General features: G+C 72.6%; 27 protein-coding genes. 10 read left to right on the top strand and 17 right to left on the bottom strand.

Features of this window, described 5'->3' with window-relative positions:
* Positions 1 to 112: 112 nt before the first annotated feature.
* From IE271_RS18050 to IE271_RS18080, 7 genes are all read left to right on the top strand, one after another.
* Positions 113 to 922 (top strand): NAD-dependent epimerase/dehydratase family protein, encoded by an 810-nt coding sequence (locus tag IE271_RS18050; RefSeq protein ID WP_190191368.1) that lies wholly within the window; start codon positions 113 to 115, stop codon positions 920 to 922.
* A 263-nt stretch (positions 923 to 1,185) separates the two neighbouring features.
* The gene (locus IE271_RS18055) at positions 1,186 to 1,980 is read left to right on the top strand and encodes a DeoR/GlpR family DNA-binding transcription regulator (protein ID WP_190191408.1); all 795 of its coding nucleotides are present in this window, start codon (positions 1,186 to 1,188) and stop codon (positions 1,978 to 1,980) included.
* Positions 1,981 to 2,134: 154 nt separating this feature from the next.
* Entirely contained in the window at positions 2,135 to 3,505 is a 1,371-nt protein-coding gene (locus IE271_RS18060; RefSeq protein ID WP_190191369.1) for an ABC transporter substrate-binding protein, read from the top strand.
* Positions 3,502 to 4,440 carry a carbohydrate ABC transporter permease gene (locus tag IE271_RS18065; protein WP_190191370.1) on the top strand — a complete coding sequence of 313 codons (939 nt, stop codon included), beginning with the start codon at positions 3,502 to 3,504 and terminating at the stop codon, positions 4,438 to 4,440. The genes IE271_RS18060 and IE271_RS18065 overlap by 4 nt, the downstream gene beginning before the upstream one ends.
* The gene (locus IE271_RS18070) at positions 4,437 to 5,285 is read left to right on the top strand and encodes a carbohydrate ABC transporter permease (RefSeq protein ID WP_190191371.1); all 849 of its coding nucleotides are present in this window, start codon (positions 4,437 to 4,439) and stop codon (positions 5,283 to 5,285) included. Before IE271_RS18065 ends, IE271_RS18070 begins: the two co-directional genes overlap by 4 nt.
* Positions 5,282 to 6,271: a zinc-dependent alcohol dehydrogenase family protein gene (locus tag IE271_RS18075; RefSeq protein WP_190191372.1), complete on the top strand. Its 990-nt coding sequence runs from the start codon at positions 5,282 to 5,284 to the stop codon at positions 6,269 to 6,271. Before IE271_RS18070 ends, IE271_RS18075 begins: the two co-directional genes overlap by 4 nt.
* 366 nt (positions 6,272 to 6,637) lie before the next feature.
* Positions 6,638 to 7,864 carry a TerD family protein gene (locus IE271_RS18080; protein WP_190191409.1) on the top strand — a complete coding sequence of 409 codons (1,227 nt, stop codon included), beginning with the start codon at positions 6,638 to 6,640 and terminating at the stop codon, positions 7,862 to 7,864.
* Positions 7,865 to 7,959: 95 nt separating this feature from the next.
* Here IE271_RS18080 and IE271_RS18085 read toward each other — a convergent pair whose 3' ends face one another.
* From IE271_RS18085 to IE271_RS18095, 3 genes are all read right to left on the bottom strand, one after another.
* Entirely contained in the window at positions 7,960 to 8,640 is a 681-nt protein-coding gene (locus IE271_RS18085) for a TetR/AcrR family transcriptional regulator (protein ID WP_190191373.1), read from the bottom strand.
* A 276-nt stretch (positions 8,641 to 8,916) separates the two neighbouring features.
* The gene (locus IE271_RS18090) at positions 8,917 to 10,374 is read right to left on the bottom strand and encodes an alkaline phosphatase PhoX (RefSeq protein ID WP_190191374.1); all 1,458 of its coding nucleotides are present in this window, start codon (positions 10,372 to 10,374) and stop codon (positions 8,917 to 8,919) included.
* 322 nt (positions 10,375 to 10,696) lie between these two features.
* Positions 10,697 to 12,133 carry a hypothetical protein gene (locus tag IE271_RS18095; RefSeq protein WP_190191375.1) on the bottom strand — a complete coding sequence of 479 codons (1,437 nt, stop codon included), beginning with the start codon at positions 12,131 to 12,133 and terminating at the stop codon, positions 10,697 to 10,699.
* A gap of 371 nt (positions 12,134 to 12,504) precedes the next feature.
* Between IE271_RS18095 and IE271_RS18100 the strand changes: the two genes are divergently transcribed.
* Complete coding sequence (locus IE271_RS18100) at positions 12,505 to 14,343, top strand: DUF8508 domain-containing protein (protein WP_190191376.1); 1,839 nt, start codon at positions 12,505 to 12,507, stop codon at positions 14,341 to 14,343.
* A 214-nt stretch (positions 14,344 to 14,557) separates the two neighbouring features.
* Here IE271_RS18100 and IE271_RS18105 read toward each other — a convergent pair whose 3' ends face one another.
* The 14 genes from IE271_RS18105 to IE271_RS18170 form a co-directional block, all read right to left on the bottom strand.
* Positions 14,558 to 14,992, bottom strand: coding sequence for a DUF3618 domain-containing protein (locus IE271_RS18105; RefSeq protein WP_190191377.1), 435 nt, complete (start codon positions 14,990 to 14,992; stop codon positions 14,558 to 14,560).
* A gap of 157 nt (positions 14,993 to 15,149) precedes the next feature.
* A complete protein-coding gene (locus IE271_RS18110) occupies positions 15,150 to 15,848 on the bottom strand; it encodes a hypothetical protein (protein WP_190191378.1) in 699 nt (232 codons plus the stop codon).
* Positions 15,845 to 16,021 (bottom strand): hypothetical protein, encoded by a 177-nt coding sequence (locus tag IE271_RS18115; protein ID WP_190191379.1) that lies wholly within the window; start codon positions 16,019 to 16,021, stop codon positions 15,845 to 15,847. The genes IE271_RS18110 and IE271_RS18115 overlap by 4 nt, the downstream gene beginning before the upstream one ends.
* Positions 16,022 to 16,200: 179 nt before the next feature.
* A complete protein-coding gene (locus tag IE271_RS18120; protein ID WP_190191380.1) occupies positions 16,201 to 16,398 on the bottom strand; it encodes a hypothetical protein in 198 nt (65 codons plus the stop codon).
* Positions 16,399 to 16,509: 111 nt separating this feature from the next.
* Positions 16,510 to 17,499 carry a 2,3,4,5-tetrahydropyridine-2,6-dicarboxylate N-succinyltransferase gene (gene dapD, locus IE271_RS18125; RefSeq protein ID WP_190191381.1) on the bottom strand — a complete coding sequence of 330 codons (990 nt, stop codon included), beginning with the start codon at positions 17,497 to 17,499 and terminating at the stop codon, positions 16,510 to 16,512.
* A 211-nt stretch (positions 17,500 to 17,710) separates the two neighbouring features.
* The gene (locus IE271_RS18130; RefSeq protein WP_190191382.1) at positions 17,711 to 18,031 is read right to left on the bottom strand and encodes a DMT family transporter; all 321 of its coding nucleotides are present in this window, start codon (positions 18,029 to 18,031) and stop codon (positions 17,711 to 17,713) included.
* A 225-nt stretch (positions 18,032 to 18,256) separates the two neighbouring features.
* Positions 18,257 to 18,589 carry a metal-sulfur cluster assembly factor gene (locus IE271_RS18135; RefSeq protein ID WP_190191383.1) on the bottom strand — a complete coding sequence of 111 codons (333 nt, stop codon included), beginning with the start codon at positions 18,587 to 18,589 and terminating at the stop codon, positions 18,257 to 18,259.
* Positions 18,586 to 19,053 (bottom strand): Fe-S cluster assembly sulfur transfer protein SufU, encoded by a 468-nt coding sequence (gene sufU / locus IE271_RS18140; RefSeq protein ID WP_190191384.1) that lies wholly within the window; start codon positions 19,051 to 19,053, stop codon positions 18,586 to 18,588. The genes IE271_RS18135 and sufU overlap by 4 nt, the downstream gene beginning before the upstream one ends.
* 10 nt (positions 19,054 to 19,063) lie before the next feature.
* The gene (locus IE271_RS18145; RefSeq protein ID WP_190191385.1) at positions 19,064 to 20,332 is read right to left on the bottom strand and encodes a cysteine desulfurase; all 1,269 of its coding nucleotides are present in this window, start codon (positions 20,330 to 20,332) and stop codon (positions 19,064 to 19,066) included.
* A complete protein-coding gene (sufC, locus tag IE271_RS18150; protein ID WP_190191386.1) occupies positions 20,329 to 21,093 on the bottom strand; it encodes a Fe-S cluster assembly ATPase SufC in 765 nt (254 codons plus the stop codon). The genes IE271_RS18145 and sufC overlap by 4 nt, the downstream gene beginning before the upstream one ends.
* A gap of 7 nt (positions 21,094 to 21,100) precedes the next feature.
* The gene (locus IE271_RS18155) at positions 21,101 to 21,421 is read right to left on the bottom strand and encodes a non-heme iron oxygenase ferredoxin subunit (protein ID WP_190191387.1); all 321 of its coding nucleotides are present in this window, start codon (positions 21,419 to 21,421) and stop codon (positions 21,101 to 21,103) included.
* Positions 21,418 to 22,608 (bottom strand): Fe-S cluster assembly protein SufD, encoded by a 1,191-nt coding sequence (gene sufD, locus IE271_RS18160; RefSeq protein ID WP_190191388.1) that lies wholly within the window; start codon positions 22,606 to 22,608, stop codon positions 21,418 to 21,420. Before sufD ends, IE271_RS18155 begins: the two co-directional genes overlap by 4 nt.
* Before the next feature lie 57 nt (positions 22,609 to 22,665).
* On the bottom strand, positions 22,666 to 24,087 hold the full coding sequence (sufB, locus tag IE271_RS18165; protein WP_190191389.1) for a Fe-S cluster assembly protein SufB: 1,422 nt from the start codon (positions 24,085 to 24,087) through the stop codon (positions 22,666 to 22,668).
* Positions 24,084 to 24,818 (bottom strand): helix-turn-helix transcriptional regulator, encoded by a 735-nt coding sequence (locus IE271_RS18170; RefSeq protein WP_190191390.1) that lies wholly within the window; start codon positions 24,816 to 24,818, stop codon positions 24,084 to 24,086. Before IE271_RS18170 ends, sufB begins: the two co-directional genes overlap by 4 nt.
* 161 nt (positions 24,819 to 24,979) lie before the next feature.
* On the opposite strand from IE271_RS18170, the gene IE271_RS18175 reads away from it, so the two are divergent.
* Together IE271_RS18175 and IE271_RS18180 are read left to right on the top strand one after the other, a co-directional pair.
* The gene (locus tag IE271_RS18175; RefSeq protein ID WP_190191391.1) at positions 24,980 to 25,798 is read left to right on the top strand and encodes an AAC(3) family N-acetyltransferase; all 819 of its coding nucleotides are present in this window, start codon (positions 24,980 to 24,982) and stop codon (positions 25,796 to 25,798) included.
* Positions 25,799 to 25,851: 53 nt separating this feature from the next.
* The gene (locus tag IE271_RS18180) at positions 25,852 to 26,775 is read left to right on the top strand and encodes an ABC transporter ATP-binding protein (RefSeq protein WP_190191392.1); all 924 of its coding nucleotides are present in this window, start codon (positions 25,852 to 25,854) and stop codon (positions 26,773 to 26,775) included.
* Positions 26,776 to 26,815: the final 40 nt, after the last annotated feature.

Raw genomic sequence — 26,815 nt, forward strand, 5'->3', positions numbered from 1 at the left:
GCGGATTTCCCGCCCCGTCGCGCCTCTTGACGCACAGGGGCCCCGCTCCCTAGCGTGTCCACGGATGTGAATGCCGTACATGAATACAGCTGGAATGGCAAGGAGACCGAGGATGCCCGCTCCCCGCACCGTCCTGCTCACCGGCGCCGCCGGCGGACTCGGCACCCTGATGCGGGAACTGCTGCCCGAATACGGCTACGAGCTGCGCCTGTTCGACGTGCGCCCCCTCGACGACGCGCCCGGCGCGATCACCGCCGACCTCGCCGACCGGGACGCGCTGCGCGAGGCCGTGCGCGGCGCCGACGCGATCGTCCACCTGGCGGGCATCTCCCTGGAGTCCTCCTTCGACAAGATCCTGGCCGCCAACGTCCAGGGCACGTACAACCTCTACGAGGCCGCGCGCGAGGAGGGCGTGCGGCGGATCGTGTTCGCCTCCTCCAACCACGCGGTCGGCTTCACGCCCCGTCCGCGCGAGGGCGACCCGCTCATCCCGGTCGGCACCCCGCGCCGCCCGGACACCTTCTACGGCCTGTCCAAGTCCTTCGGCGAGGACCTGGCCCAGCTCTACTGGGACAAGCACGGCCTGGAGACCGTCTCCGTGCGCATCGGCTCCTGCTTCCCCGAGCCCACCAGCGTGCGCATGCTGTCGGTCTGGATGAGCCCCGCCGACGGCGCCCGCCTCTTCCACGCGGCGCTGACCGCCGAGGGCGTCGGGCACACCGTCGTCTACGGCTCGTCGGCCAATACCCGCCTGTGGTGGGACCTCTCGTCCGCCCGCGCGCTCGGCTACGAGCCGCAGGACGACTCCGAGCCGTACGCCGAGAAGCTGATCGCCGAGCAGGGCGAGCTGGACCCGGACAACCCGGACCACGCGTGCCTCGGCGGCCACTTCACCACGAACCCGCCGATCTGGCCGTACTGACGTCCGGCCGCCGCCCTGACACGGCGGCCGCACAAGCACGGCGACGAGACCGGCGCAAGAGGCGGGCGGGCACCGAACGGGCCCGCCCGCCCGCCGTTCGGGCAGGCGGTCTGCCCGAATCGCGCCCCGCCCCAGGTCCGGCGACACCCCCGATGCCCGCGAACGGGCACAGACGGGCACCATCGGAAGTGCAACAGACCTGGTCAGCCTCGCGTACCCAGGGTAGAACTTCCCCCGTGGGCCCGACCGGGCCCGAACGGGCAATGGTGCGCGGGCAGACAAGGGTGGGTGACGCCGTGAGCGCGGAGGAACGGCAGCGGGAGATCGTCCGGACCGCCCGCCGTACGGGCTCCGTCGACGTCAACGAGCTCGCGGCCCGGCTGGGTGTCGCCAAGGAGACCGTACGGCGGGACCTGCGCGCCCTGGAGGACCACGGCCTGGTCCGCCGCACCCACGGCGGCGCCTACCCCGTGGAGAGCGCGGGCTTCGAGACGACCCTCGCCTTCCGCACCACCATGCACGTGCCGGAGAAGCGGCGGATCGCGGCCGCCGCGGCCGACCTGCTCGGCGACGCCGAGACGGTCTTCGTCGACGAGGGCTTCACCCCACAGCTCATCGCCGAGTCGCTGCCCCGGGACCGGCCGCTCACCGTGGTCACCGCCTCCCTCGCCACCGCGGGCTCGCTCGCGGAGGCGGACAACATCACGGTGCTGCTGCTCGGCGGCCGGGTCAGGGCCGGCACGCTGGCGACGGTGGACCACTGGACGACGAAGATGCTGGCCGGCTTCGTCGTCGACCTGGCCTACATCGGCGCCAACGGCATCTCCCGCGAGCACGGGCTGACGACCCCGGACCCGGCCGTCAGCGAGGTCAAGGCGCAGGCGATCCGGGCCTCCCGGCGCACCGTGTTCGCCGGCGTGCACACCAAGTTCGGCGCCGTCAGCTTCTGCCGGTTCGCCGAGGTCAGCGCTCTGGAGGCGATCGTCACCAGCACCCACCTCCCGGCGTCCGAGGCCCACCGCTACTCGCTGCAGGGCCCCCAGGTCATCCGGGTCTGAGCCGCCCGGCCCGGACGCCGCCTCCCCTTTGGTTCCGTAAGCAGATCAGCCGATCACCGTACACAGCACGACCCCTCACACACGCACGACTCCCCCCGGGGCACCCCGCATCGCCGACACGCCCCTTTGATCCCCATAAGTCCAGGAGCAATCCATGCGCACCCAGAGCCGACGGAGGCCGCGCACAGCGCTAGTCGCGGCCGCCGCAGGGACGCTGCTCGCCCCTCTGCTCTCCGGTTGCTGGACCGGAGCCGGCGGGGCGGGCTCCGGCGGCGACTCCATCAACGTCCTGATGGTGAACAACCCGCAGATGGTGGAGCTGCAGAAGCTCACCAAGGCCCACTTCACCGCGCAGACCGGCATCAAGGTGAACTTCACCGTGCTGCCGGAGAACGACGTCCGCGACAAGATCAGCCAGGACTTCGCCAACCAGGCCGGCCAGTACGACGTCGCCACCCTCAGCAACTACGAGATCCCGATCTACGCCCGCAACGGCTGGCTGCACGAGATGGACTCCTACGTCGCCGACGACTCCGGCTACGACGAGAAGGACGTGCTCGCCCCCATGCGGCAGTCCCTCACCGGCGACGACGGCAAGCTCTACGGCCAGCCCTTCTACGGCGAGTCCTCCTTCCTGATGTACCGCAAGGACGTCCTTCAGGCGAAAGGCCTGAAGATGCCCGAGCACCCCACCTGGCAGCAGGTCGCCGACATCGCCGCGAAGGTGGACGGCGCCGAGTCCGGGATGAAGGGCATCTGCCTGCGCGGCCTGCCCGGCTGGGGCGAGCTGATGGCGCCGCTCACCACGGTCGTGAACACCTTCGGCGGCACCTGGTTCGACAAGGACTGGAAGGCGCGCCTGGACTCCCCCGAGTTCGAGAAGGCCGTCAAGTTCTACGTGGACCTGGTCCGCGAGCACGGCGAGTCCGGCGCCCCGCAGGCCGGCTTCGCCGAGTGCCTGAACAACATGACGCAGGGCAAGACCGCCATGTGGTACGACGCCACCTCCGCGGCGGGCTCCCTTGAGGCGGACAAGTCCCCGGTCGCGGGCAAGATCGGCTACGCGCCCGCACCGGTGGAGAGGACGGAGAGCTCCGGCTGGCTCTACACCTGGGCCTGGGGCATGCAGAAGGCCTCCCGCAACTCCGACAAGGCGTGGGAGTTCGTCTCCTGGGCGTCCAGCAAGGAGTACGAGGAGCTGGTCGGCGAGGAGTCCGGCTGGTCCAACGTGCCCGCCGGCAAGCGCGCCTCCACGTACGAGAACCCCGACTACGCCAAGGAGGCGTCGGCCTTCCAGGAGATGACCCGCGAGGCCATCGAGAGCGCGCGGCCCAACGACCCGGGCGTGCAGCCGCGCCCGGCACCCGGCATCCAGTTCGTCGGCATCCCCGAGTTCACCGACCTCGGCACCAAGGTCTCCCAGGAGATCAGCGCGGCCATCGCCGGACGCCAGTCCGTCGACGCGGCCCTGAAGAAGTCCCAGCAGCTCGCTGAAGAGATCGCCGAGGAGTACGAGGGACGATGACCGCCACCACCACGGCCCGCGTGGCCGCCGTTCCCGCGAGCACCGCGAAGCAGCCCTCCTCCCGGCTGCGCGGCTGGGTCACCCGCGCCCCGCTGCTCCCCGCCCTGGTCTTCATGATCATCGTCACCCAGCTGCCCTTCGTGGCCACGCTGGTGATCTCCTTCTTCGACTGGAACGCGCTCTACCCCAAGGCCCGCCACTTCACCTGGTTCGGCAACTACGCGGAGGTCCTGACCGACGCGGACCTGCGCCGCTCGGTGTGGACCACCATCCTGCTGACCGCCGCCGTGGTGCTGGCCAGCCTGGTCCTCGGCCTCGGCCTTGCGCTGCTGCTCGACCGGAAGTTCCGCGGCCGCGGCATCGTCCGCACGCTGCTGATCGCGCCCTTCCTGGTCGTCCCGGTCGCCGCCGCGCTGCTGTGGAAGCACGTGCTCTACAACCCCGAGTACGGCCTGCTCAACGGCCTGCTGCACTACGTGGGCGGCCCCCAGCCCGACTGGATCTCGAACACCCCGCTGCTCGCCGTCGAGATGTCCCTCGTGTGGCAGTGGACGCCGTTCATGATGCTGATCCTGCTCGCCGGCCTGCAGAGCCGGAACCACGAGCAGATCGAGGCGGCCCGCGTCGACGGCGCGAGCAACTGGCAGATCTTCCGCTACCTCACCCTGCCGCACCTGCGCCGCTACCTGGAACTGGGCGCCCTGCTCGGCTCGATCTACATCGTGCAGAACTTCGACGCGGTCTTCACGCTCACCTCGGGCGGCCTCGGCACCGCGAACCTGCCCTACACCGTCTACCAGAGCTTCTACCAGGCGCACGAGAACGGCCTCGCCTCCGCGGCCGGCGTCCTGGTCGTCATCGGCTCTCTCATCATCGCGACCTTCGCGCTGCGCGTGGTGTCGTCCCTGTTCCGCGAGGAGGCCTCCCGCGCATGAGCGACACCGCACTGCACACGCGCACCCGCCGCAAGGGGACCTGGCTCGGCCTGGTCGCCTGGCTGGCCGGAATCGTCTTCTTCCTGCCCATCGCCTGGATGGCGCTGACGTCCTTCCACTCCGAGACGGACGCGGCGACCAACCCGCCCTCCTGGCTGGCCCCGCTCACCCTCGACGGCTACCGCGAGTTCTTCGGCGCGGGCGGCGGCGCCAGCCCCTGGCCCTCGCTGATCAACTCGGCCGTGGCCTCGGTCGTGTCGACCCTGTGCGTGCTGCTGCTGGCCCTGCCCGCCGCGTACGCGCTGTCGATCCGCCCGGTGAAGAAGTGGACCGACGTCCTGTTCTTCTTCCTCTCCACGAAGATGCTGCCCGTCGTGGCCGGCCTGCTGCCGCTCTACCTGTTCGCCAGGAACACCGGGATGCTCGACAACATCTGGCTCCTGGTCATCCTCTACACCTCGATGAACCTGCCGATCGCGGTGTGGATGATGCAGTCCTTCCTCGCCGAGGTGCCGGTCGCGGTCATCGAGGCGGCGCAGATCGACGGGGCGAAACTGCCCACGGTGCTCTCCCGCATCATCGCGCCGATCGCCATGCCGGGCATCGCCGCCACCGCCCTGATCTGCTTCATCTTCAGCTGGAACGAGCTGCTCTTCGCCCGGGTGCTCACCAGCGTGGTCGCCGAGACCGCCCCCGTCTTCCTGACCAGTTTCATCACCAGCCAGGGCCTGTTCCTGGCCAAGGTGTGCGCCGCGTCGCTCGTCATCTCCCTGCCGGTGCTCGCCGCGGGGTTCGCCGCCCAGGACAAGCTGGTCCAGGGCCTATCGTTGGGAGCAGTGAAATGAAGGCCGCCGTCATCGAGTCCGTGGGCAAGGCCGTCGTCGCCGAGGTCCCGGACCCGACGCCGGGCCCCCGGGAGGTCGTCGTGGAGGTCGCCGCCTGCGGCCTGTGCGGCACGGACCTGCACATCCTGCAGGGCGAGTTCGCGCCCAAGCTGCCGATCGTGCCGGGCCACGAGTTCGCCGGCCAGGTCGTGGGCGTCGGCACCCAGGTCACCGAGGTGGCCGTCGGCGACCGCGTCGCGGTCGACCCGTCCCTGTACTGCTACGAGTGCCGCTACTGCCGCATCGGCCACAACAACATGTGCGAGCGGTGGGCCGCGATCGGCGTCACCACGGCCGGCGGCGCCGCCCAGTACGCGGTGGCGCCCGTCGCCAACTGCGTCAAGCTCCCCGAGCACGTCCGCACCCAGGACGCCGCCCTCATCGAGCCGCTGTCCTGCGCCGTGCGCGGCTACGACGTCCTGCAGTCCCGGCTCGGCGCCCACGTGCTGATCTACGGCTCCGGCACCATGGGCCTGATGATGCTGGAGCTGGCCAAGCGCACCGGCGCGGCGAGCGTCGACGTGGTCGACATCAACGACCAGCGCCTGGCCACCGCCCGGCAGCTCGGCGTCTCCGCCTCGGCCGCGAGCGCCGACGAGCTCGACCGCCCGCAGGGCTGGGACGTGGTCATCGACGCGACCGGCAACGCGCGGGCGATCCAGGACGGTCTGAACCGCGTCGCGAAGGCGGGCACGTTCCTGCAGTTCGGCGTCGCCGACTACGCCACCCGCGTGGAGATCGACCCGTACCGCATCTACAACCAGGAGATCACCATCACGGGCTCGATGGCGGTCCTGCACAGCTACGAGCGCGCGGCGGAGCTGTTCGCGAACGGCGTCCTGGACCCGGACGTCTTCATCAGCGACCGGCTGCCCCTGGACCAGTACCCGCAGGCCCTGGAGCAGTTCGCCGCGGGCACGGGCCGGAAGATCGTGGTGGTGCCGTAACCACCGCCGACCGGCGCTTTCCCACTCCCCCGCCCTCACCGCCCGCTTCGGCCCGCCCCGGGGCCACCCCCTCCGGGGGAACCCCGGGGCGGCCCACCCGGGGCGAAGAGGGTCCGGGGGCCCGGCCCCCGGGGCCGGGACGGGAAGGGGCGGCGGGGGCGCACACTCCCCCCGGCCTCCGCCGCTCCGCCCCCTTCCCCCACAGACCGCAGGGGCGCCCAGCCACCCGGGCGCCCCTGCACCGTTCCCGGCCCGCACCGTTCCGGCGCCCGCGGAGCCCGCGCCGCTCCGCGCGCCCCCGCCGCCATTCGGCGCATGGTAAGGGAACGGTAAAGCGCACCCGCTCGTTACCCAGGCATGACAGCTATGACCCCCGGCTCGAACATCCCTCTCCCCGTCCCGCGCGTGACGGTGGACGTCACCGCCCCGGTGCGGCTCGACGTATCGGGCCTGCTGCTCACCGCCGACGGCAAGGTGCGCTCCGACGACGACTTCATCTTCTACAACCAGCCCTCGGGCCCCGGCGTGACCTACCGTTCCGGCGGCGGTGCGGCCCCGGACGCGATCACGGTGGACACGGCCGCCGTCCCGCCGGGCATCGAGAAGATCGTCGTCACCGCGAGCCCGGACGCCGCGGGCCAGACCTTCCAGGGCATCGAGCCCACGGCCACGATCCGCAACGCGGACGACGGCGCGGCCCTCGCCACGTTCACCCCGCCGCAGCTGGGCACGGAGACGGCACTGGTGGTCGTGGAGATCTACCTGCGCAACGGCGCGTGGAAGGCCCGCGCCGTCGGCCAGGGCTACGCGAACGGCCTGGCGGGCATCGCCACCGACTTCGGCGTCTCGGTGGAGGAGGAGCCGGCCGCGCCGGCCGCACCGGCCCAGCCCGCGTTCCCCGCGGCTCAGCCGCCCGCCGCCGCGCCCGCGCCCGCCGCGGACCCCCGGGTCGCCACTCCCCCGCAGCCGGCCGCTCCCCCGGTCCCGCCGGCCCCGGCCCCCGCCCCGGGCGGCGGCAAGATCAACCTCGACAAGGGCCGCGTCAGCCTGCAGAAGAACCAGACGGTGTCGCTGGTCAAGGGCGGCCGTCCGCTGCTCTCGCAGGTCAAGATGGGTCTCGGCTGGGAGCCCGCGTACCGCGGCAAGGACATCGACCTGGACGCCTCGGTCATCGCCTACGGCCCGCAGCGCAACCACGTCGACAGCTGCTACTTCGGCAAGCTGTCGATCCTGAACGGCGCGGTCAAGCACTCCGGCGACAACCTCACGGGCGAGGGCGGCGGCGACGACGAGGTGATCGCGGTCGACCTCGGCCGCCTGCCGCAGGAGGTCTCGGGCCTGGTCTTCACGGTGAACTCGTTCTCCGGGCAGAAGTTCACCGAGGTCGCCAAGGCCTACTGCCGCCTGCTGGACGCCGCCACCGGCGAGGAGCTGGTCCGCTTCGACCTCACCAACGCCGAGTCGCAGACGGGCGTGATGATGGCGAAGCTGATCCGCCAGTTCTCCGGCGAGTGGGAGATGACGGCGATGGGCGACTTCGTGAAGTCCCGCACCGTCAGGGGCATGGTCAAGCCCGCGGCCCAGGCCCTCTAGGGACGCCCGCACCCGGCCCCGGCGGCCCGCCGGTTCCCCGCCCCCGGGACGCCGGCGGGCCGCGGCGCGCCCCCGAAGCCGCCCCCGCGACGGCCTCACCCTCGGCACGAGCCCGTCCCCGCGGACGGGCTCGCCCCTGCGGACGGACCCGCCTGCGGGGACGAACCCGTCCCTGCGGACGGACCCGTCCCCGCGCCCCCGCACAGCCCCTCCGCCAGCAGCGCCATGTACCGCCGGACGTGCTGCCCGCGGCCGTCGCCCACCTCCGAGGCGGTGGCGATGCCGTGGGCCAGGCGCAGGACGTCGAGCGGTTCGACGTCCTCCCGTACGGCCCCCGCCCGCCGCGCCGCTCCGACCAGCCGCGCCGCCGCGTCCCGCAGCCCCTGCCCGCACTCGCCGAACAGGGCGGACCTTCCGTCCGTGCCGGCCGATCCCAGGAGGGCCTTCAGTCCCCGCAGCCGGATCAGGTGCTCGCCCAGCTCGGTCAGCCACTCCAGGAGCGCCTCCCCGGGCGGCAGTCGTGCCGCGTACGCGTCCGCCCGCCCGGCGATCTCCTCGACGCTGCCGACGTAGACGGCCTCCAGCAGCGCGTACCGGGTCGGGAAGTGCCGGTACAGCGTGCCGGAGCCGACGCCCGCGCGCTTGGCGATGTCGTCCAGCGACGCGCCCTCCCCGTGCTCGGCGAAGGCGGCCGCCGCCTCCGCGAGCAGCCGCTCGTAGTTGCGCCGCGCGTCCGCCCGCATCGGCCTCGGGGCCCCCGCCCTCACCTGCGTCATCCGCACACTCCTCGTACGGAGGGGACGGTGCGCGGATGCGCCCGCGCGTCCCGCGCGGGCGGTCCGGCCCCGCCCTCCTCGTCGTGGTCACCGCCTCCCCGATGGTCGGGGGCGCTTTCCACCGGAGTCAACGCGGGCCCCTCCCGGACCGGGCGGCACGGCCCTGGAGGTGCGTCGCACGGAGGTGCGGCGTCCACAGTCGTGGTGCCCGCGGACCGAGGCCGGCGGAACCGGCACGGGCGCTCTCTTTCCCGGGCTGCACCGGCACGCGGGACGTCAGCCCCGCCTCTGCCGCTTCCACGGACCCGTGACGGCGAGCATGATGCCCGGGGTCTGGATGTTGGCGAACAGGGTCCGTCCGTCGGGCGAGAAGGTCACGCCGGTGAACTCGCTGTACTCCGGCTCCTCCTCGGTGCCGATGTTCAGCTCGTTGCGGGCGATCGGGTACGTGCGGCCGCTGTCCGTCGCGCCGAAGAGGTGCTGGACGCCGTCGCCGTCCTCGGCGATGACCAGACCGCCGTACGGGGAGACGGTGATGTTGTCGGGGCCGTCGAAGGCGCCGCCGGCACAGAGGCCGGGGCCGACGCCGAGGAGCACCTTCAGGGTGAGGGTGCGGCGCCTGGGGTCGTAGAACCAGACCTGGCCGTCGTGCTGCTCGGGGCTCTCGTCCCGGGCGTAGGAGGAGACGACGTACGCGCCGCCGTCGCCCCACCACATGCCTTCGAGCTTGCGGGCGCGGGTGACCTCGCCGGCGCCGAACTGCTCGCGCACGGAGACGCTCCGCGCGTCGCGGTCCGGGACGTCGATCCAGTCGACGCCGTAGACCGTGCCGATCCGCGTGGCGCGGGAGAGGTCGTCGACGAACCGGCCGCCGGAGTCGAAGCACCTGGGCGCCTGGAGCACACCGGCGTCGTCGGCGAGCGTGCGCAGCTTCCCGCGGCCGTGCCGGAATCCCTTGGGCGGGGTCCAGCGGTAGAACAGGCCGTTGGGCCCGGAGGCGTCCTCGGTCAGGTACAGGTGGCCGCGCCCGGGGTCGACCACGACGGCCTCGTGGGCGTAGCGGCCGAGCGCCTTGACCGGCTGGGGGTCGCGGTTGGCGCGGACGTCCTCGGGGTCGACCTCGAAGACGTAGCCGTGGTCCTTGGTGAAGCCGTCGGTGCCCGCCCTGTCCTCGGTCTCCTCACAGGTCAGCCAGGTGCCCCAGGGGGTGGACCCGCCCGCGCAGTTGGTGGCGGTGCCGGCGATGGCGACCCGTTCGGCGACCTCGCCGCCGGGGTGGACCTCGACGACGGTGCAGCCGCCGGCCGCGGCCGGGTCGTAGACGAGGCCCTCGGTCAGCGGCACCGGGTGGGCCCACCGGTCGCGGGGCCCGGCCAGCTCGTGGTTGTTGACGAGGAGGATGCGCCCGCGGGGACCGGCGAAGGCGGCCGTGCCGTCGTGGTGGGAGGGCGTGTACTCGCCGGTCTCCAGCCTGGTCCGGCCGCTGTGGGTCAGGACGCGGTACGAGAACCCGGCGGGCAGGGCGAGCAGGCCCGCGGGGTCGGGGACGAGGGGGCCGTAGCCGACGCCGCCGCCGTGTCCGCCGTGCCGTCCCGCCTCGTCGCCGTCGGTGTCGTGGTCCTGGGACGCGAGGGCGTTCGGGGCGGTGGCGAGGGCACCGACGCTGCCGGCCAGCGCGACGCCGGCGCCGGTGAGCGCGGAGCTTGTGGCGAAGTCCCTGCGGGTGAGCGACATGGGGTCTCCTGGGGCGTCGGGTGGCGGGCGGGGCCGGGCGTGCCGGGGGCGGGCGCGCGGTGCGGCCACACCGTCCCGCCCGTCCCTGAACACCGGCTGAACACCCGCCGACGCCCGGGTCCCCGCCGCCTGAATGCCACGGAACCGCTGCCGTACGCCGTACGCCGGCGGCACCACGTCACGCCCCGCACCCCGAAACCGACACGGCACCACGTCACGACCCGTGCTCCAGGACCGGCGCCGCCCCGCCACTCCGTACGGCACGAGGTTCGCGCCGTGCGCGTACGGCGCGGGGCCCGCACCGTACGGGGCGGCGGTGCGCTCAACCGCCCTGCTGCGACCGCGCCTTGAACGCCGCCTTGCGGGCCTCCTTGGCCACCTTGCGGTCGGGGTGGAGGCGGCCCATCGCCTCCAGCACCTCGGCGGTGGCGGGGTGGTCGACCCGCCACGCCGTCGCGAAGAAGCCGCTGTGCTGCCGGGCCAGGCCCTCCACCAGGCCCTGCAGCTCCGCGGAGTTGCCCTCCGCGGCCAGCTGCGCGGCGACCGTGTCGACGGTCAGCCAGAAGACCATGTCCTCGGAGGGCGCCGGCACGTCCGCGGCGCCCCGCTCGGTGAGCCAGACGCGGGCGAGCCCGCCCAGCTCGGGGTCGTCGAGCACCTCGCGCAGCGCGGGCTCGGCCTCGGCGCCGATCAGCGACAGGGCCTGCTGGCAGCGCAGCCGGCGCAGCGGCGCGCCCCGGTCGGTGCCGCGCGCGGCGGCCAGCAGCTCCCGCGCGGCGGCGAGCGGCTCGCGGTGGGCGAGCCACTGCTCGGTCTCGGCCTGCGCCGCGGCCGGCGGGAACGTCGCCGTGCCGTCCAGCAGCGCGTCCGCGCCCTGCCCGGACAGGTCGCCCACCGCCGGTGCCGGGTGGCCGGCCTCCAGCAGCCGCGCCCGGACGCCGTACAGGCCGAGCGGGGTGAGCCGCACCATGCCGTACCGGGTCACGTCCGTCTCGTCGACCGGCGCCGCGGGCTCCTCGTCGGGGTCGGCCATGAGCGCCTCGTCGACGGGCTGGTACTCCACGAGTCCGGCCGGTTCGAGCAGGCGGAACTGGTCGTCGAGGCGCATCATCGCGTCCGAGACCTGCTCCAGCACGGCGTCGGTGGGCTGCGCCATGTCGTCGGGCACGATCATCGAGGCGGCGAGGGCGGGCAGCGGCACCGGCTCCTCGCCGGGTCCGTCCTCGTCGACGCTGAGCAGGTAGAGGTTGCCGAGCACGCCGTCGAGGAACGCGGCCTCCGCCTCGGGGTCCCAGTCGAGGCCGGAGAGGTCGACCCGGCCGTTCTCCTCCACGGCGTCCACGAGCTCGTCGAGCGCGTCGAGGTCGGGCACGGTCGCGTCGGCCAGCACCGTCTCCAGGGCGCCGAGCCACAGCCCGAGGACGTCCTGCGGCGAACCGCCGGTGACCAGCGCGAGGTCGGCGCCCGCGGTCACCGTCCCCTTCTCCTCGTCGACGATCTCGACGAGCCCGGTGTCGACGGCGACCCGCCACGCCTCGCTCGCGTACGCGGCGGCGTCGTCGCCCTCCAGATCCAGCGCGCGGGCCGCGTCCGCCAGGTGCTCCTCGGCGAGTTCGCCGCCGGCCCCGACCCGGGTGTCCGGGCCGGCCCAGCGGGCGAGCCGCACCGCACGGGCGAGCAGGGGCGCGGCGAGCGCGTCCCGCGCGAGCTCCGCTTCGGGGCGCAGCCGCACCGGCGGCAGGGTGGAGCTGTCTGACATCGGCTGGTTCTCCTCCGGGAGTACGCAAAGGCACGGGCGGCGCGCGGAGGTCCGGGGACCCCCGGAACGGCCCGGCCTCAGCCTAGACGGATTTGGGCCCATGCCGCCCAATTCATGTACCTGTCACGGGTACGACGCCGTCGAAACCTTGACAAGAGCACGGCATACGCACGAGATTGACGCGCGTAGAAACCACGCGGGACACGCGTGGGCGACCGGGAGGGGAGGCGGCAGGCGACGTCCCGCCCGGCCGCTCCGCGCGTCGCACCGGCCGCCCCCCCACCGTCCGGCGCCGCTCCCGCCCCTGTTCTTCCGCCGCCCCGCGCCCGCCCTCGCCCCGGCGCCCACGTACGTCCCCGGAGGGATTTCCGTTGCCCAGCAAGTCTTCCGCCCGCACGGCCGCGCTCACCGTCGCCGCCGTCTGCTCCGCGGTGTCCGCCGTCGCGCTCACCGCCCCCGCCCACGCGGACGCCGCCCCGGTCCGCATCCACGACGTCCAGGGCACCACCCGCCTCTCGCCGCTGGCCGGCCGGCTGGTCACGGACGTGACCGGCATCGTGACGGGCGTGCGCTCCTACGGCTCCTCGCGCGGCTTCTGGATGCAGGACCCGCAGACGGACGACGACCCGGCCACCAGTGAGGGCGTCTTCGTCTTCACCAGCTCCGCCCCGAAGGTCGCGGTCGGCGACGCGGTGAAGGTCACCGGCACCGTGTCCGAGTACGTGCCGGGCGGCGCCTCCACCGGCAACCAGTCGGTCACCGAGATCGTCCGGCCCACGGTCACCGTGGTCTCCTCGGGCAACGAGCTGCCCGCCGCGACCGTCGTCGACAGCCGCTCCGTGCCGGACCGCTACGCGCCCGCCGGCGACGAGGCCGCGGGCGGCTCGGTCAACGGCCTCACCCTGCGTCCCCGCGCCTACGCCCTGGACCACTACGAGTCCCTGGAGGGCATGAACGTCCGGATCGGCAGCTCGCGCGTGGTCACCGCCACCGACCCGTACGACGAGCTGTGGGTCACGGTGAAGCCGCACGAGAACGACAACCGCCGCGGCGGCGCCGTCTACGGCTCGTACACCGACCAGAACACCGGCCGTCTGCAGATCCAGTCGCTGATCCCGGCCGCCACGCGGCCCTTCCCCACCGCGCACGTCGGCGACGTCCTCGAGGGCACCACCGAGGGCCCGCTGGACTACAGCCAGTACGGCGGCTACACGCTGACCGCCCGCACCCTCGGCACGGTCGCGGACGGCGGCACCGAGCGCGAGACCACCCGCGCCCAGGCGCGCGGCGAGCTGGCCGTGGCGACGTACAACGTCGAGAACCTGGACCCCTCCGACGACACCTTCGCCGCGCACGCGCGGGCGATCGTGGGCAACCTGCGCTCGCCCGACATCCTGTCCCTGGAGGAGGTCCAGGACAACAACGGCGCGACGGACGACGGCACGGTCGCCGCCGACGAGACGGTGGGCGAGCTGATCGACGCGATCGTCGCGGCCGGCGGCCCCCGCTACGACTGGCGCTCGGTCGACCCGGCCGACAAGGCCGACGGCGGCGAGCCCGGCGGCAACATCCGCCAGGTGTTCCTCTTCAACCCGGAGCGCGTGTCGTTCACCGACCGCGCGGGCGGCGACGCGACGACCGCCGTGGGCGTCGAGAAGGTCCGCGGGAAGGCGCGGCTGACGGCGTCCCCGGCCCGGATCGCCCCGGCCGACGCCGCCTGGGAGAACAGCCGCAAGCCGCTCGTCGGCGAGTTCGTCTTCCGCGGCAGGACGGTCTTCGTGGTCGCCAACCACTTCGCCTCCAAGGGCGGCGACCAGGGGCTGACCTCGCAGTACCAGCCGCCGGTGCGCAGCTCGGAGACCCAGCGCCACCGGCAGGCGGCCGCGGTGAACTCCTTCGTCAAGGACGTCCTGAAGGCCCAGAGGAACGCCGACGTGATCGCCCTCGGCGACCTGAACGACTTCGAGTTCTCCCGCACGACGCAGCTCCTGGAGGACGGCGGCGCGCTCTGGTCGGCGATCAAGTCCCTGCCGAGGAGCGAGCGCTACACCTACGTCTACCAGGGCAACAGCCAGGCTCTCGACCAGATCCTGGTCAGCCCGTCGATCCGCGCCAAGGGCTCCTTCACGTACGACAGCGTGCACATCAACGCCGAGTTCGCCGACCAGATCAGCGACCACGACCCGCAGGTGCTGCGCTTCCGGCCGTGACGCCCCGTCAGCCCCTGTCCCCGCACACGCGGCGGGGCCGACCGGTCCGTACCCGGTCGGCCCCGCCGCGGTGCGAGCGGTACGTACGCGGGAGCGCGGGCGGGACACGAAGTCCGCGCGTCCCGTACCGCGACCGCCCCGGTGCCCGCGGACGGACCCCGGTGGCGTCCGCTCGCGGGCCTCGGCGGCGTCCGCCCACAGGTCCCGACAGGTCTCAGTGGCGCCCGCGCCGCCGCAGCGCACCGGCCGCGACGAGCGCCCCGGCGCCGGCCCCGGCGATGAGCACGGGACGCGGCACGCGCAGCGCGTACTGCGCGACGGTGGTCGCGACGGTCCGCACCGGGTCCGGCACGTTCTCCCGCACGGTGCGGCCCGCCTGCACGGCCTTCTCCTGGACGACCGCGGCCTTCTCCTGGACCACGCGGCCCGCGGCGCCCGCCTTGTCCTGCACGGCGTGACCGGCCTGGCCCGCCCGCCCCTTGAGGTCGGCGGCACGGTCGGTGGCCCCCGTCTTCGCGTCGGCCTCGCCGGCCAGCTCCTCGGCGGTGACGCCGAGCCGGTCCTTGGTCCCCTCGACCTGCTCCCGCAGCTCGTCGGGCCCCTTGGCCCCCGTGCTCGTCGGAGCCGCCCTGCCCTTCTCGTCCTTCATCGGTGCGCTCTCTCCTCGTGTCGTCTGCGTCGGCACGGCCGTCGGCCGGCGGGCCGGTCCGCGGGACGGCGTCCGTCGACCCGGTGCTCCGAAGTCCTGGCCACGCCGTCCCGCCTCCTCCCGTCCCGGGACAACCGGGTACCCGCGGGCGCCGCCGCTACCCCTGCGCCCCCGGGTCCGGGCGGCCGAGGCGTGCCAGCCGGCTCTGCAGCAGGTCCAGCCGGGCCTGCAACAGCGCCGCCTCGGCGACGAGTTCGGGCAGTCCGGCCGGGCCGGGGAGTTCCGGTGCGGGAGACGGCACGGCGGGGCCGCCGCCCGCCCGCACCCGCAGCCCCTCCCCGGCCAGCCGGGCGAAGGCCGCGAGGGACACGGCCGCACCCGGACCCGGACGAGCGCGCGCACAGGCGCCGCACACCGCCTCCAGGACGCGCCAACCGGCCCTGCCCCGGCCCGAGTCGGCCAGTGCCGCGGCTGCGGCGCCGCAGCGGCAGGGCCCGACGGCGGCCGTCCGGACCCGCTGGCGCGCGTACCGGAAGCCGTGCTCGAAGCGGAGGTAGACGCCGAGGACCGTGACGTCGAGCAGGACGGCCGACCGGTGTTCGGCGGCGCACAGCATCGCCTCGGCCCGCTCCCGGTCGTGGACGCAGTGGAAGCCGCAGTCGCAGCGGCGGTGCGGCGCGCGGTGGCGCCGTCCGTAGACGCAGCGCGCCTCGTCGAGGACCGCGTACGGCAGGGCGGCGCCCAGGGACACGCCGGTGAAGCCCGCACGGGTGCCGTCGTACGACAGCACCGGTCGGGCGATCTTGTATCCGGTCGGCGGCTCCGTCGGACGCTCCTCGGGAAGCCGCAGCTTCATCGCGCGGCCGGGACCTTCGCCGCTGTCCCCGCCGCGTCCCGCGCCGCCTCCCCGCCGGAGACGGCCGTCCCCCGCTCCCCTTCCGCGAGCGGGAGTCCGGGGTCCGCGCCGTCCTCGCGCGTGCGCGGCCGCTCCTGCGCGACTCCGGTGGCGAGTGCCTTGCCCAGCCTCATGACGCCTCCCGTGACCGGTCGTTCGGACCCGACACCGGCCATGGTGACGCATCCCGGGCCGCTTGGCACCGGTACCCCGGCCCGTCCGGCGCCGGCACGGCGCGGTACCGGCCCCGGTGGCCGGGAGGCGGCGGCCCGGTGGCCGGAAGCAGCGGCCCGGGAGCCGCCGGGCGGTCCGCTCAGCGCTCCGCGAGGAGCGGGGTCCAGCGGCCGCCGCCGGTGACGCCGCCGCTGCGGGAGCCGCTGAGCGGGACCACCTTGTCGCTGCCGATGGTGACGAGGACCGGCCGGTTGCGGAACTCACTGGTGCCGGGCAGGGTGTCCCAGGCGATCAGCCGCCTGTCGTCGGCCCGGGCGGACAGCCGCTGCCCGCGCACCGTGTACGGCCGCCGGCCGGTCAGAGGGTCGCTGATCGCCGAGGCGGTGGTCTTCTCGCCCCCGGCGAAGTCGCCCGCGGCGAGCCTGCCGTCCGGCGACCCGGGGCTGCGTCAGTTGTGGCTGTGGAGAACCTCGTTCAGGCCGCCCCAGACCGCGTTGTTCGGGCGGGCCTCGACCGCGCCGGTGACCGAGTTGCGGCGGAAGAGGATGTTCGAGGCGCCGGAGAGCTCGCGGGCCTTGACGATCTGGCCGTCGGGCATCGTGACGCGGGTACCGGCGGTGACGTACAGGCCGGCCTCGACCACGCACTCGTCGCCGAGCGCGATGCCGACGCCCGCCTCGGCGCCGATCAGGCAGCGCTCGCCGATGGAGATGATGACGTTGCCGCCGCCGGACAGGGTGCCCATGGTGGAGGCGCCGCCGCCGATGTCGGAGCCGTCGCCGATGACGACGCCCGCGGAGATGCGGCCCTCGACCATCGAGGTGCCGAGCGTGCCCGCGTTGAAGTTGACGAAGCCCTCGTGCATGACCGTGGTGCCCTCGGCGAGGTGCGCGCCGAGGCGGACCCGGTCGGCGTCGGCGATGCGCACGCCCTTGGGAGCCACGTAGTCCGTCATGCGCGGGAACTTGTCGACGCTCGTCACCTGCAGGTGCAGGCCCTCGGCGCGCGCGTTCAGGCGGACCTTCTCCAGGTCGTCGACGGCGACCGGGCCGAGCGAGGTCCAGGCGACGTTCGCGAGGTGGCCGAAGATGCCGTCCAGGCTCTGGCCGTGCGGCTTCACCAGGCGGTGCGAGAGCAGGTGCAGGCGCAGGTAGACGTCGTGCGCGTCGACCGGCTTCTCGTCGAGCGAGGCGATGACCGTGCGGACCGCGACGACCTCGACGCCCCGGCGGGTGTCCGGGCCGGTCGCCGCGACCGCGCCGCCGCCGAGCAGCTCCGCGGCGCGCTCGGCGGACAGCCGCTCGGTGCCGGCCGGACCGGGCTCGGCGGTGAGCTCGGGCGCGGGGAACCAGGTGTCGAGGACGGTGCCGTCGGCGGCGATCGTGGCGAGGCCGGCGGCCACGGCGCCGGTGGTGCGGGGAGCAGTCGTGTCGGTCATGGGGGCAACCTAACCGGCCGGGGGCCCTCCGTGCGAACCGGCCCCCGGGACGCTCTGAGGACCGGTTCCCGCAACGGCTCCCCGGCCCCTCCGCCCCACCCGTATGCGGACGGACGACCCGCGCAGGCTCACCCCGGTGATCTCCTTCGCACCGATGTCCCGGACCGCCGCGTCGAGGTTCCGCCGCCGGTCCGGGGCGTTCCGGCGGTCGTCAGTGCGCCCCGCCCAGATTCAGCACCACCACTCCCCCGATGATCAGCACGATGCCGGCGACCTTGGCCGGGGTCAGGCTCTCGCCGAGGAAGGCGGCGCCGATCGCCGCGACGGCCGCCGTGCCGATCCCGGACCAGATCGCGTACGCCGTACCGACCGACCAGCTCTTGAGCGCCTGGGCCAGCAGCACGAAGGCGACGACGTACCCGGCTCCCGTCACCAGTGAGGGCCACAGCCTGCTGAAACCGTGGCTGTACTTCATGGCGGTCGTGGCCATCACCTCGGCGGCGATGGCGCCGAAGAGCAGCGCGTACTTCATGCGGACGACCGTACACAACGGTGCGTACAGACGTACGGACCACGGGGAAGGGTCGGCCACGGCCCCGCGCCCGGTTCGCTCCCCTGCGCCCGGCGGGTCCCGGTACGCGTGACGGCCGCACCCCGGAAGGGTGCGGCCGTCACCGTGGTACGCGGTGGGGCGGGGCGGTGCCGGTCCGTGCCGGACCCGCTCCGTCGCCCCGTCCCGTCCGGTCTCCCGGAGGTCTCAGACGTTGAACCCGAGCGCCCGGAGCTGCTCGCGGCCGTCGTCCGTGATCTTGTCGGGGCCCCACGGCGGCATCCAGACCCAATTGATGCGCAACTCGTTGACGATGCCGTCCGTGGCGGACTTGGCCTGGTCCTCGATCACGTCCGTCAGCGGGCAGGCCGCCGACGTCAGGGTCATGTCGACGGTCGCGATGTTCGCGTCGTCGATGTGGATGCCGTAGATCAGGCCGAGGTTGACGACGTCGATGCCCAGTTCGGGGTCGACGACGTCCATCAGGGCCTCGCGGAGCTCCTCCTCCGAGGCCGGCTTCATCTCCACGGTCTCGCTCATGCCGTCTTCCTTTCGGCGTCGGCACCGTCCAGTGCCTGGGCCGTCGCGTCCTTCCACGCCATCCAGCTCAGCAGCGCGCACTTCACCCGGGCCGGGTACTTGGAGACCCCGGCGAACGCCACCGCGTCCTCCAGGACCTCCTCCATGGCGTCGTCGGGCTCGATCTTCCCCTTGGACTGCATCAGCTCCAGGAAGGTCTCCTGGATCCGCTGCGCGTCGGACAGGTCCTTGCCGACCAGGAGCTCGTTCAGGACGGAGGCCGATGCCTGGCTGATCGAACAGCCCTGGCCCTCGTACGACACGTCCCGGATCGTCGAGCCGTCGTACTTCACGCGGAGCGTGATCTCGTCGCCGCACGTCGGGTTGACGTGGTGCACCTCGGCGTCGCCGTCCCGCAGGCCCCGCCCGTGCGGGTTCTTGTAGTGGTCCAGGATGACGTCCTGGTACATCGAATCCAGCTTCACGAGCAGCCCCTCAGCCGAAGAAGTTCCGTACGTGCTCCAGACCGTCGACCAGTGCGTCGATCTCGGCCGGCGTGGAGTACAGATAGAACGACGCTCGCGTGGTCGCAGGAATTCCGTACCGGAGGCAGACCGGTCGCGCGCAGTGGTGGCCGACCCGGACCGCGATGCCCTGCTCGTCGAGGACCTGGCCCACGTCGTGGGGGTGGATGTCGCCGAGCGTGAAGGAGATCGCCGCGCCGCGGTCCTCGGCCGTGGTGGGGCCGATGATGCGCAGGTCGGGCACCTCGCGGAGCCTGCGCACCGCGTACTCGGTGATCGCGTGCTCGTGGGCGAGGATCTTGTCCATGCCGATGGTGTTCAGGTAGTCGATCGCCGCGCCGAGACCGACCGCCTGCGCGATCGGCGGGGTGCCCGCCTCGAACTTGTGCGGGGCCGGGGCGTACGTCGACGAGTGCATCGACACGGTCTCGATCATCTCGCCGCCGCCGAGGAACGGAGGCAGGTCCTCAAGAAGCTCCTGGCGGCCCCAGAGCACGCCGATGCCGGTCGGGCCGCACATCTTGTGGCCGGTGAAGGCCACGAAGTCGGCCTGGAGGGCCTGCACGTCCAGCGGCATGTGCGGCGCTGCCTGGGAGGCGTCGACGCACACCAGCGCGCCGACCTCCTGGGCGCGGCGCACGATCGCCTCGACCGGGTTGACCGTGCCCAGGATGTTGGAGACCAGCACGAAGGAGACGATCTTCGTCTTCTCCGTGATGACCTCCTCGATGTTGGACAGGTCGAGCCGGCCGTCGTCGGTGAGGCCGAACCACTTCAGCTTCGCGCCCGTGCGCTGCGCCAGCAGCTGCCACGGCACGATGTTGGAGTGGTGCTCCATCTCCGTGATGACGATCTCGGTCTCGTGGTCGACCCGGTAGGGCTCGTCGGCCCAGCCGAGCATGTTGGCCACGAGGTTGAGCGACTCCGAGGCGTTCTTGGTGAAGATCACCTCGTCGCGGCTCGGGGCGTTGATGAAGGCGGCGACCTTGTCACGGGCGCCCTCGTACTCGGCCGTGGCCTCTTCGGCGAGCACGTGCACGCCACGGTGGACGTTGGCGTTGTACCGCTCGTAGTAGGTGCTGAGCGCGTCGAGCACCTGGCGCGGCTTCTGCGAGGTCGCCGCGTTGTCCAGGTACACGAGCTTTCTCCCGTCGTGGACCTGGCGGTCCAGGATGGGGAAGTCCTTGCGGATCGCCTCGGTGTCGAGGAGGCCGGTCAGCCCCTGGCGGGCAGAAGTCACGCGGATGCGCCACCCTTCACGTAGGCCTCGTAGCCCTCGTTCTCCAGCTTGTCCGCGAGCTCCGGGCCACCCGACTCGGCGATGCGGCCGTTGGCGAAGACGTGGACGTGGTCGGGCTTGATGTACCGCAGGATGCGGGTGTAGTGGGTGATCAGCAGCGTGCCGACCTCGCCGGTCTCACGGACGCGGTTGACGCCCTCGGAGACGACGCGCAGCGCGTCGACGTCCAGGCCGGAGTCGGTCTCGTCGAGGATCGCGACCTTCGGCTTGAGCAGCTCCAGCTGGAGGATCTCGTGGCGCTTCTTCTCACCGCCGGAGAAGCCCTCGTTCACGTTGCGCTCGGCGAAGGAGGGGTCCATGCTGAGGCGCTCCATGGCCTCCTTGACCTCCTTCACCCAGGTGCGCAGCTTGGGGGCCTCGCCGCGGACGGCGGTGGCGGAGGTGCGCAGGAAGTTGGAGACGGAGACGCCGGGGACCTCGACCGGGTACTGCATGGCGAGGAAGAGGCCGGCGCGGGCGCGCTCGTCGACGGACATCTCCAGGACGTCCTCGCCGTCGAGGGTGACGGTGCCGCCGGTGATCGTGTACTTGGGGTGACCCGCGAGGGAGTAGGCGAGGGTCGACTTGCCGGAGCCGTTGGGGCCCATGATGGCGTGCGTCTCGCCCTGCTTCACGGTGAGGTCGACGCCCTTGAGGATCTCCTTCGTGGCGTTGTCGGCCTCGACGGTGACGTGCAGGTCTCGGATTTCAAGCGTAGCCATGGGTGTCTCAGGACTCCTGGGTGAGGGAGACGAGCACGTCGTCCCCTTCGATCTGTACGGGGTAAACGGGGACGGGGCGCGTCGCGGGCAGACCGGAGGGCTTGCCGGTACGCAGGTCGAAGGCGGAGCCGTGCAGCCAGCACTCGATCTGGCAGTCCTCCACCTCGCCCTCGGAGAGGGAGACGTTCGCGTGCGAGCAGATGTCGTTGATCGCGAACACCTCCCCCTCGGTCCGCACGACCGCGACCGGCGTGCCGTCGATCTCCACCCGCTTCGGGGTGTCGTCCTCCAGCTCGCTCAGCCCGCAGGCGCGTACGAATGCGGTCATGCGACCGACGCCTCCAGCTCCTCATCGATCTTGGCGAGCAGGCGCTCCTCGATGTCCGCGACGCCGATCTGCTGGACCAGCTCGGCGAAGAAGCCGCGCACGACGAGGCGGCGGGCCTCGTACTCCGGGATGCCGCGGGCCATCAGGTAGAAGAGCTGCTCGTCGTCGAAGCGGCCGGTCGCGGAGGCGTGGCCGGCGCCGACGATCTCACCGGTCTCGATCTCCAGGTTCGGCACGGAGTCGACGCGGGCGCCGTCGGTCAGCACGAGGTTGCGGTTCATCTCGTACGTGTCCGTGCCCTCGGCCCTGGCCTCGATCAGCACGTCGCCGATCCACACCGCGTGCGCCTCGTCGCCCTGGAGCGCGCCCTTGTAGACCACGTTGGACTTGCAGTGCGGCTCGTTGTGGTCGACCAGGAGGCGGTGCTCCTGGTGCTGGCCCTTGTCGGTGAAGTACAGGCCGAACAGCTCGGCCTCGCCGCCGGGGCCCGCGTAGTGCACGCGCGGGTGCAGGCGGACGACGTCGCCGCCGAAGGTGACGACGACCGACTTGAAGGAGGCGTCGCGGCCCACGATCGCGTTGTGCTGCGCCACGTGGACGGCCTTGTCGTCCCAGTCCTGGACGGAGACGACGGTCAGCTTGGCGCCGTCCCCGAGGACGTAGTCGACGTTGGCGGCGAGCACCGCGTCACCGGTGTGGTCGATGACGACGACGGCCTCGGCGAAGGCGCCCAGCTCGACGACCGTGTGGCCGTAGGCGGTGCCGCCCTCGCCGTGCACCACGACGCGGATCGGCTCGGTGAGGACGGTCTCCTTGGGGACGGTCACCACGGAGGCGGACTCGAAGGACGAGTACGCCTGGGCGGCGATGCGGTCCACCGGGGTGCCCGCCCGGCCGAGCCGCGCGTCGTCGCGGCCGACCGTCTCGACGGTGACGCCCTCGGGCGCCCCGACGGCGACCTTCACACCCTCACCGGTGGCGACGGCGGTGCCGTCGTGCAGACCGCGCAGGCGCTCCAGGGGGGTGAAGCGCCACTCCTCCTCGCGGCCGTGGGGGACGGGGAAGTCCGCCACGTCGAAGGACGGGGGCGCGCTCATGCGCGTGGCGACGGTCGAGTCGGCCTCGGCGGCCACCGCGATCGCACCGGCGGTCGTCGAACCGACCGGGATGTTCTGAGCCTCAGCCATGGCTGTCGTAGTGCTCGCTTTCTTACGGGAGGGGCTTGCGGGAAGGGCGGTCGGGCGTCAGCCGACCGCGCCCTCCATCTGCAGCTCGATCAGCCGGTTGAGCTCCAGGGCGTACTCCATGGGCAGCTCCTTGGCGATGGGCTCGACGAAGCCGCGCACGATCATCGCCATGGCCTCGTCCTCGGACAGGCCGCGGCTCATCAGGTAGAAGAGCTGGTCCTCGGAGACCTTGGAGACGGTCGCCTCGTGGCCCATGGACACGTCGTCCTCGCGGACGTCCACGTAGGGGTAGGTGTCCGAGCGGGAGATCGTGTCGACGAGCAGGGCGTCGCACAGCACGTTCGACTTGGCGCCCGGGGCGCCCTCGCCGATCTCGATCAGTCCGCGGTAGGAGGTGCGGCCGCCGCCGCGCGCCACCGACTTGGAGACGATGTTGGACGACGTGTTCGGCGCCATGTGGACCATCTTCGCGCCGGCGTCCTGGTGCTGGCCCTCGCCCGCGAAGGCGATGGACAGGGTCTCGCCCTTGGCGTGCTCGCCCATCAGGTAGACGGCCGGGTACTTCATGGTGACCTTGGAGCCGATGTTGCCGTCGATCCACTCCATGGTCGCGCCCTCGTACGCCACGGCGCGCTTGGTGACCAGGTTGTAGACGTTGTTCGACCAGTTCTGGATGGTCGTGTAGCGGCAGCGGGCGTTCTTCTTGACGATGATCTCGACGACCGCGGAGTGCAGCGAGTCCGACTTGTAGATCGGCGCGGTGCAGCCCTCGACGTAGTGCACGTAGGCGCCCTCGTCGACGATGATCAGCGTCCGCTCGAACTGGCCCATGTTCTCGGTGTTGATCCGGAAGTAGGCCTGGAGCGGGATCTCCACGTGCACGCCCTTCGGCACGTAGATGAAGGAGCCGCCGGACCACACGGCCGTGTTCAGCGCGGCGAACTTGTTGTCACCGGCCGGGATGACGGTGCCGAAGTACTCCTTGAAGAGCTCCGGGTGCTCCTTGAGCGCCGTGTCGGTGTCGAGGAAGATGACGCCCTGCTCCTCCAGGTCCTCGCGGATCTGGTGGTAGACGACCTCCGACTCGTACTGGGCCGCGACACCGGCCACGAGGCGCTGCTTCTCCGCCTCGGGGATGCCGAGCTTGTCGTACGTGTTCTTGATGTCCTCGGGCAGGTCCTCCCAGGACTCCGCCTGCTTCTCCGTGGAGCGCACGAAGTACTTGATGTTGTCGAAGTCGATGCCCGACAGGTCCGAGCCCCAGTTCGGCATGGGCTTCTTCTCGAAGAGCTTCAGGCCCTTGAGGCGGAGCTTGGTCATCCACTCCGGCTCGGACTTCTTGGCGGAGATGTCCTTGACGACATCCTCGCTCAGTCCGCGCTTGGCAGAGGCACCGGCTTCGTCGGAGTCGGCCCAGCCGTATTCGTACTTGCCCAGGCCCTCGAGCTCAGGGTGGGCAGTCTCCGTGGGGAGAGTCATGCGGGGTTCCTCCCGGCCGTGCTTGCAGATGCGTTGTCGTCGGTCTTGTGACTGATCTTGGGAATGAACGTCGTGCACACGCCGTCGCCGTGGGCGATCGTGGCCAGCCGCTGGACGTGCGTGCCGAGAAGCTGGGAGAAGATCTCCGTCTCCGCCTCGCAGAGCTGCGGGAACTGCTCGGCGACGTGGGCGACCGGGCAGTGGTGCTGGCACAGCTGCTCGCCCGTCTGCGGGAGGGGCGCGCTGCGCGCCGTGGCAGCGTACCCGTCCTTGCTCAGGGCTTTCGCCAGGGCCTGGATCCGCTCCTGTGGCGTGGCCGCCTCGACCGCCGCGCGGTAGGCGTCGGCCTGTGCGGCGACGCGGGCGCGGGCGAAGGCCGCGATGGCCTCCTCGCCGCCCTCGCGCTCGGCGATCCAGCGCAGCGCGTCCACGGCCAGCTGGTCGTAGGACTGGTCGAAGGCGTCCCGGCCGCAGTCCGTCAGGGCGAACACCTTGGCCGGCCGGCCGCGCGTGCGCGCGCCGTACACGCGTTGCTCCCGGGGCTGTACGACGTCGTCGGCGACCAGGGCGTCCAGATGGCGGCGCACCGCGGCCTGGGTGAGGCCGAGGCGGCCGGCGAGGTCGGCGACGGTCGACGGCCCGTGGTCCAGGATGGAGCGCGCGACGCGGTTGCGGGTGGACCGCTCACCGGTCGCGAGTTCCTCCTGGGGAGTCTCGCCGACGTTTTTCACAACACCATTGTTGCGTAATTCCTCAGAGCCTGACAAGCCGCGGCGGGACCGTCCGACGGTGCGCTGCATCACTTAGGTAAACCTAAACCGACCTGCGGAAACGATCTTTGATCGATCAAATCGCTGGCGTCGCGCGCCCCTGTCCAGCAGACTCCCCGACCATGTCACCGACCCCTCCCACCGGCCCCCTGGTCACCCGCGCCGGACTCGCGGACGAGCTCCGCGGGCTCGGTGTGCGGTCCGGCGAGACCCTCCTCGTGCACTCCTCGCTGAGTTCGCTCGGCTGGGTGTGCGGCGGCGCGGTCGCCGTCGTCCAGGCGCTGCTGGACGCGCTCGGCCCGGACGGCACGCTCGTGGTCCCCACCCAGACCGGCGACCTGTCCGACCCCTCCCTGTGGCGCCACCCGCCCGTGCCACGGGAGTGGTGGGACCCCATACGGGAGTCGATGCCGGCGTACGACCCGCTCGTCACCCCCTCGCGCGGGGTCGGCGTCGTCCCGGAGACCGTGCGGACCTGGCCGGGCGCCCTGCGCAGCGCGCACCCCCAGACCTCGTTCGCGGCCGTCGGGCCGCGCGCGGCGGAGATCGTCGAGGGGCACGCGCCCGACTGCCGGCTCGGCGAGCGCAGCCCCCTGGCCCGGCTGGAGGAGCGGGGCGCCCGGGTGCTGCTGCTCGGCGCGGGCTACGCCACCTGCACCGCCTTCCACCTGGCCGAGTACCGCATCCCCTCCCCCGTGGTCAACGTCGGCCGGCCGGTCCGGGCGCCCGGGGGCGGCAGCCGCTGGGAGGTGGTGCGCGAGGTGGCGATCACCTCGGAGCGGTTCGAGGAGCTGGGGCACGACTTCGAGCGGGACCGCCCCGTCGTCCGGGGCCGGGCGGGCGCCGCCGAGGCCCGCCTCTTCCCCGTGGCCGACGCGGTGGCCTACGCCGAGAGGTGGCTCGCGCTGCACCGCTCGCGCGAGGAGTGGGTGCTGGGCTGAGCGCGCGGCCCCGCGCGCCGGGACCGCCCGGCGCGGTCATAGACTCCGTACCCATGCGCAGTGAGCCCGTCGTCCAGGTGGCCGCCCTGGTGAAGCGGTACGGCACGAAGACCGCGGTCGACGGCCTCGACCTGGTCGCCGGGGAGGGCGTCACCGCCGTCCTCGGCCCCAACGGCGCGGGCAAGACCACCACGATCGAGACCTGCGAGGGCTACCGCAGACCCGACGCCGGCACCGTCCGCGTGCTCGGGCTCGACCCGGTCCGCGACTCCGCCGCGCTGCGCCCCAGGGTCGGCGTGATGCTCCAGTCCGGCGGCGTCTACTCCGGCGCCCGCGCCGACGAGATGCTGCGCCACGTGGCGAGGCTGCACGCGCACCCGCTGGACGTGGACGCGCTGATCGAACGGCTGGGCCTCGGCGGCTGCGGCCGCACGTCCTACCGGCGGCTGTCCGGCGGCCAGCAGCAGCGCCTCGCGCTCGCCATGGCCGTGGTCGGCCGCCCCGAGCTGGTCTTCCTGGACGAGCCGACCGCGGGTCTCGACCCGCAGGCGCGCCGGGCCACCTGGGACCTGGTGCGCGACCTGCGCGCGGACGGCGTCTCGGTGGTGCTGACCACGCACTACATGGACGAGGCCGAGCAGCTCGCCGACGACGTGGCGATCATCGACGCGGGCCGGGTCGTCGCCCAGGGCTCGCCCGAGGAGCTGTGCCGCGGGGGCGCCGAGAACACGCTGCGCTTCACCGGGCGCCCCGGCCTCGACGTCGGCGCGCTGCTCAAGGCGCTGCCCGCCGACTGCACGGCGGCCGAGCTGACGCCCGGCGCGTACCGGGTCACCGGCAAGATCGACCCGCAGCTGCTGGCCACGGTCACGTCCTGGTGCGCCCAGCACGGCGTGATGCCGGACCGCATCTCGGTGGAGCGGCACACCCTCGAGGACGTCTTCCTGGAGCTGACCGGCAAGGAGCTGCGCTCGTGACCACCACGGGTACGTACACCCCGAAGCCCGGCGCCGCCCC

Origin of the sequence: Streptomyces minutiscleroticus (genome assembly GCF_014650875.1) — a bacterium.
Taxonomy (GTDB): domain Bacteria; phylum Actinomycetota; class Actinomycetes; order Streptomycetales; family Streptomycetaceae; genus Streptomyces; species Streptomyces minutiscleroticus.

Coding starts and splice junctions, on each gene's coding strand:
- IE271_RS18050 (WP_190191368.1), top strand. CDS start 113: ATGCCCGCTCCCCGCACCGTCCTGCTCACCGGCGCCGCCGGCGGACTC.
- IE271_RS18055 (WP_190191408.1), top strand. CDS start 1,186: ATGGTGCGCGGGCAGACAAGGGTGGGTGACGCCGTGAGCGCGGAGGAA.
- IE271_RS18060 (WP_190191369.1), top strand. CDS start 2,135: ATGCGCACCCAGAGCCGACGGAGGCCGCGCACAGCGCTAGTCGCGGCC.
- IE271_RS18065 (WP_190191370.1), top strand. CDS start 3,502: ATGACCGCCACCACCACGGCCCGCGTGGCCGCCGTTCCCGCGAGCACC.
- IE271_RS18070 (WP_190191371.1), top strand. CDS start 4,437: ATGAGCGACACCGCACTGCACACGCGCACCCGCCGCAAGGGGACCTGG.
- IE271_RS18075 (WP_190191372.1), top strand. CDS start 5,282: ATGAAGGCCGCCGTCATCGAGTCCGTGGGCAAGGCCGTCGTCGCCGAG.
- IE271_RS18080 (WP_190191409.1), top strand. CDS start 6,638: ATGACCCCCGGCTCGAACATCCCTCTCCCCGTCCCGCGCGTGACGGTG.
- IE271_RS18085 (WP_190191373.1), bottom strand. CDS start 8,640: ATGACGCAGGTGAGGGCGGGGGCCCCGAGGCCGATGCGGGCGGACGCG.
- IE271_RS18090 (WP_190191374.1), bottom strand. CDS start 10,374: ATGTCGCTCACCCGCAGGGACTTCGCCACAAGCTCCGCGCTCACCGGC.
- IE271_RS18095 (WP_190191375.1), bottom strand. CDS start 12,133: ATGTCAGACAGCTCCACCCTGCCGCCGGTGCGGCTGCGCCCCGAAGCG.
- IE271_RS18105 (WP_190191377.1), bottom strand. CDS start 14,992: ATGAAGGACGAGAAGGGCAGGGCGGCTCCGACGAGCACGGGGGCCAAG.
- IE271_RS18110 (WP_190191378.1), bottom strand. CDS start 15,848: ATGAAGCTGCGGCTTCCCGAGGAGCGTCCGACGGAGCCGCCGACCGGA.
- IE271_RS18115 (WP_190191379.1), bottom strand. CDS start 16,021: ATGAGGCTGGGCAAGGCACTCGCCACCGGAGTCGCGCAGGAGCGGCCG.
- dapD (WP_190191381.1), bottom strand. CDS start 17,499: ATGACCGACACGACTGCTCCCCGCACCACCGGCGCCGTGGCCGCCGGC.
- IE271_RS18130 (WP_190191382.1), bottom strand. CDS start 18,031: ATGAAGTACGCGCTGCTCTTCGGCGCCATCGCCGCCGAGGTGATGGCC.
- IE271_RS18135 (WP_190191383.1), bottom strand. CDS start 18,589: ATGAGCGAGACCGTGGAGATGAAGCCGGCCTCGGAGGAGGAGCTCCGC.
- sufC (WP_190191386.1), bottom strand. CDS start 21,093: ATGGCTACGCTTGAAATCCGAGACCTGCACGTCACCGTCGAGGCCGAC.
- IE271_RS18155 (WP_190191387.1), bottom strand. CDS start 21,421: ATGACCGCATTCGTACGCGCCTGCGGGCTGAGCGAGCTGGAGGACGAC.
- sufD (WP_190191388.1), bottom strand. CDS start 22,608: ATGGCTGAGGCTCAGAACATCCCGGTCGGTTCGACGACCGCCGGTGCG.
- sufB (WP_190191389.1), bottom strand. CDS start 24,087: ATGACTCTCCCCACGGAGACTGCCCACCCTGAGCTCGAGGGCCTGGGC.
- IE271_RS18175 (WP_190191391.1), top strand. CDS start 24,980: ATGTCACCGACCCCTCCCACCGGCCCCCTGGTCACCCGCGCCGGACTC.
- IE271_RS18180 (WP_190191392.1), top strand. CDS start 25,852: ATGCGCAGTGAGCCCGTCGTCCAGGTGGCCGCCCTGGTGAAGCGGTAC.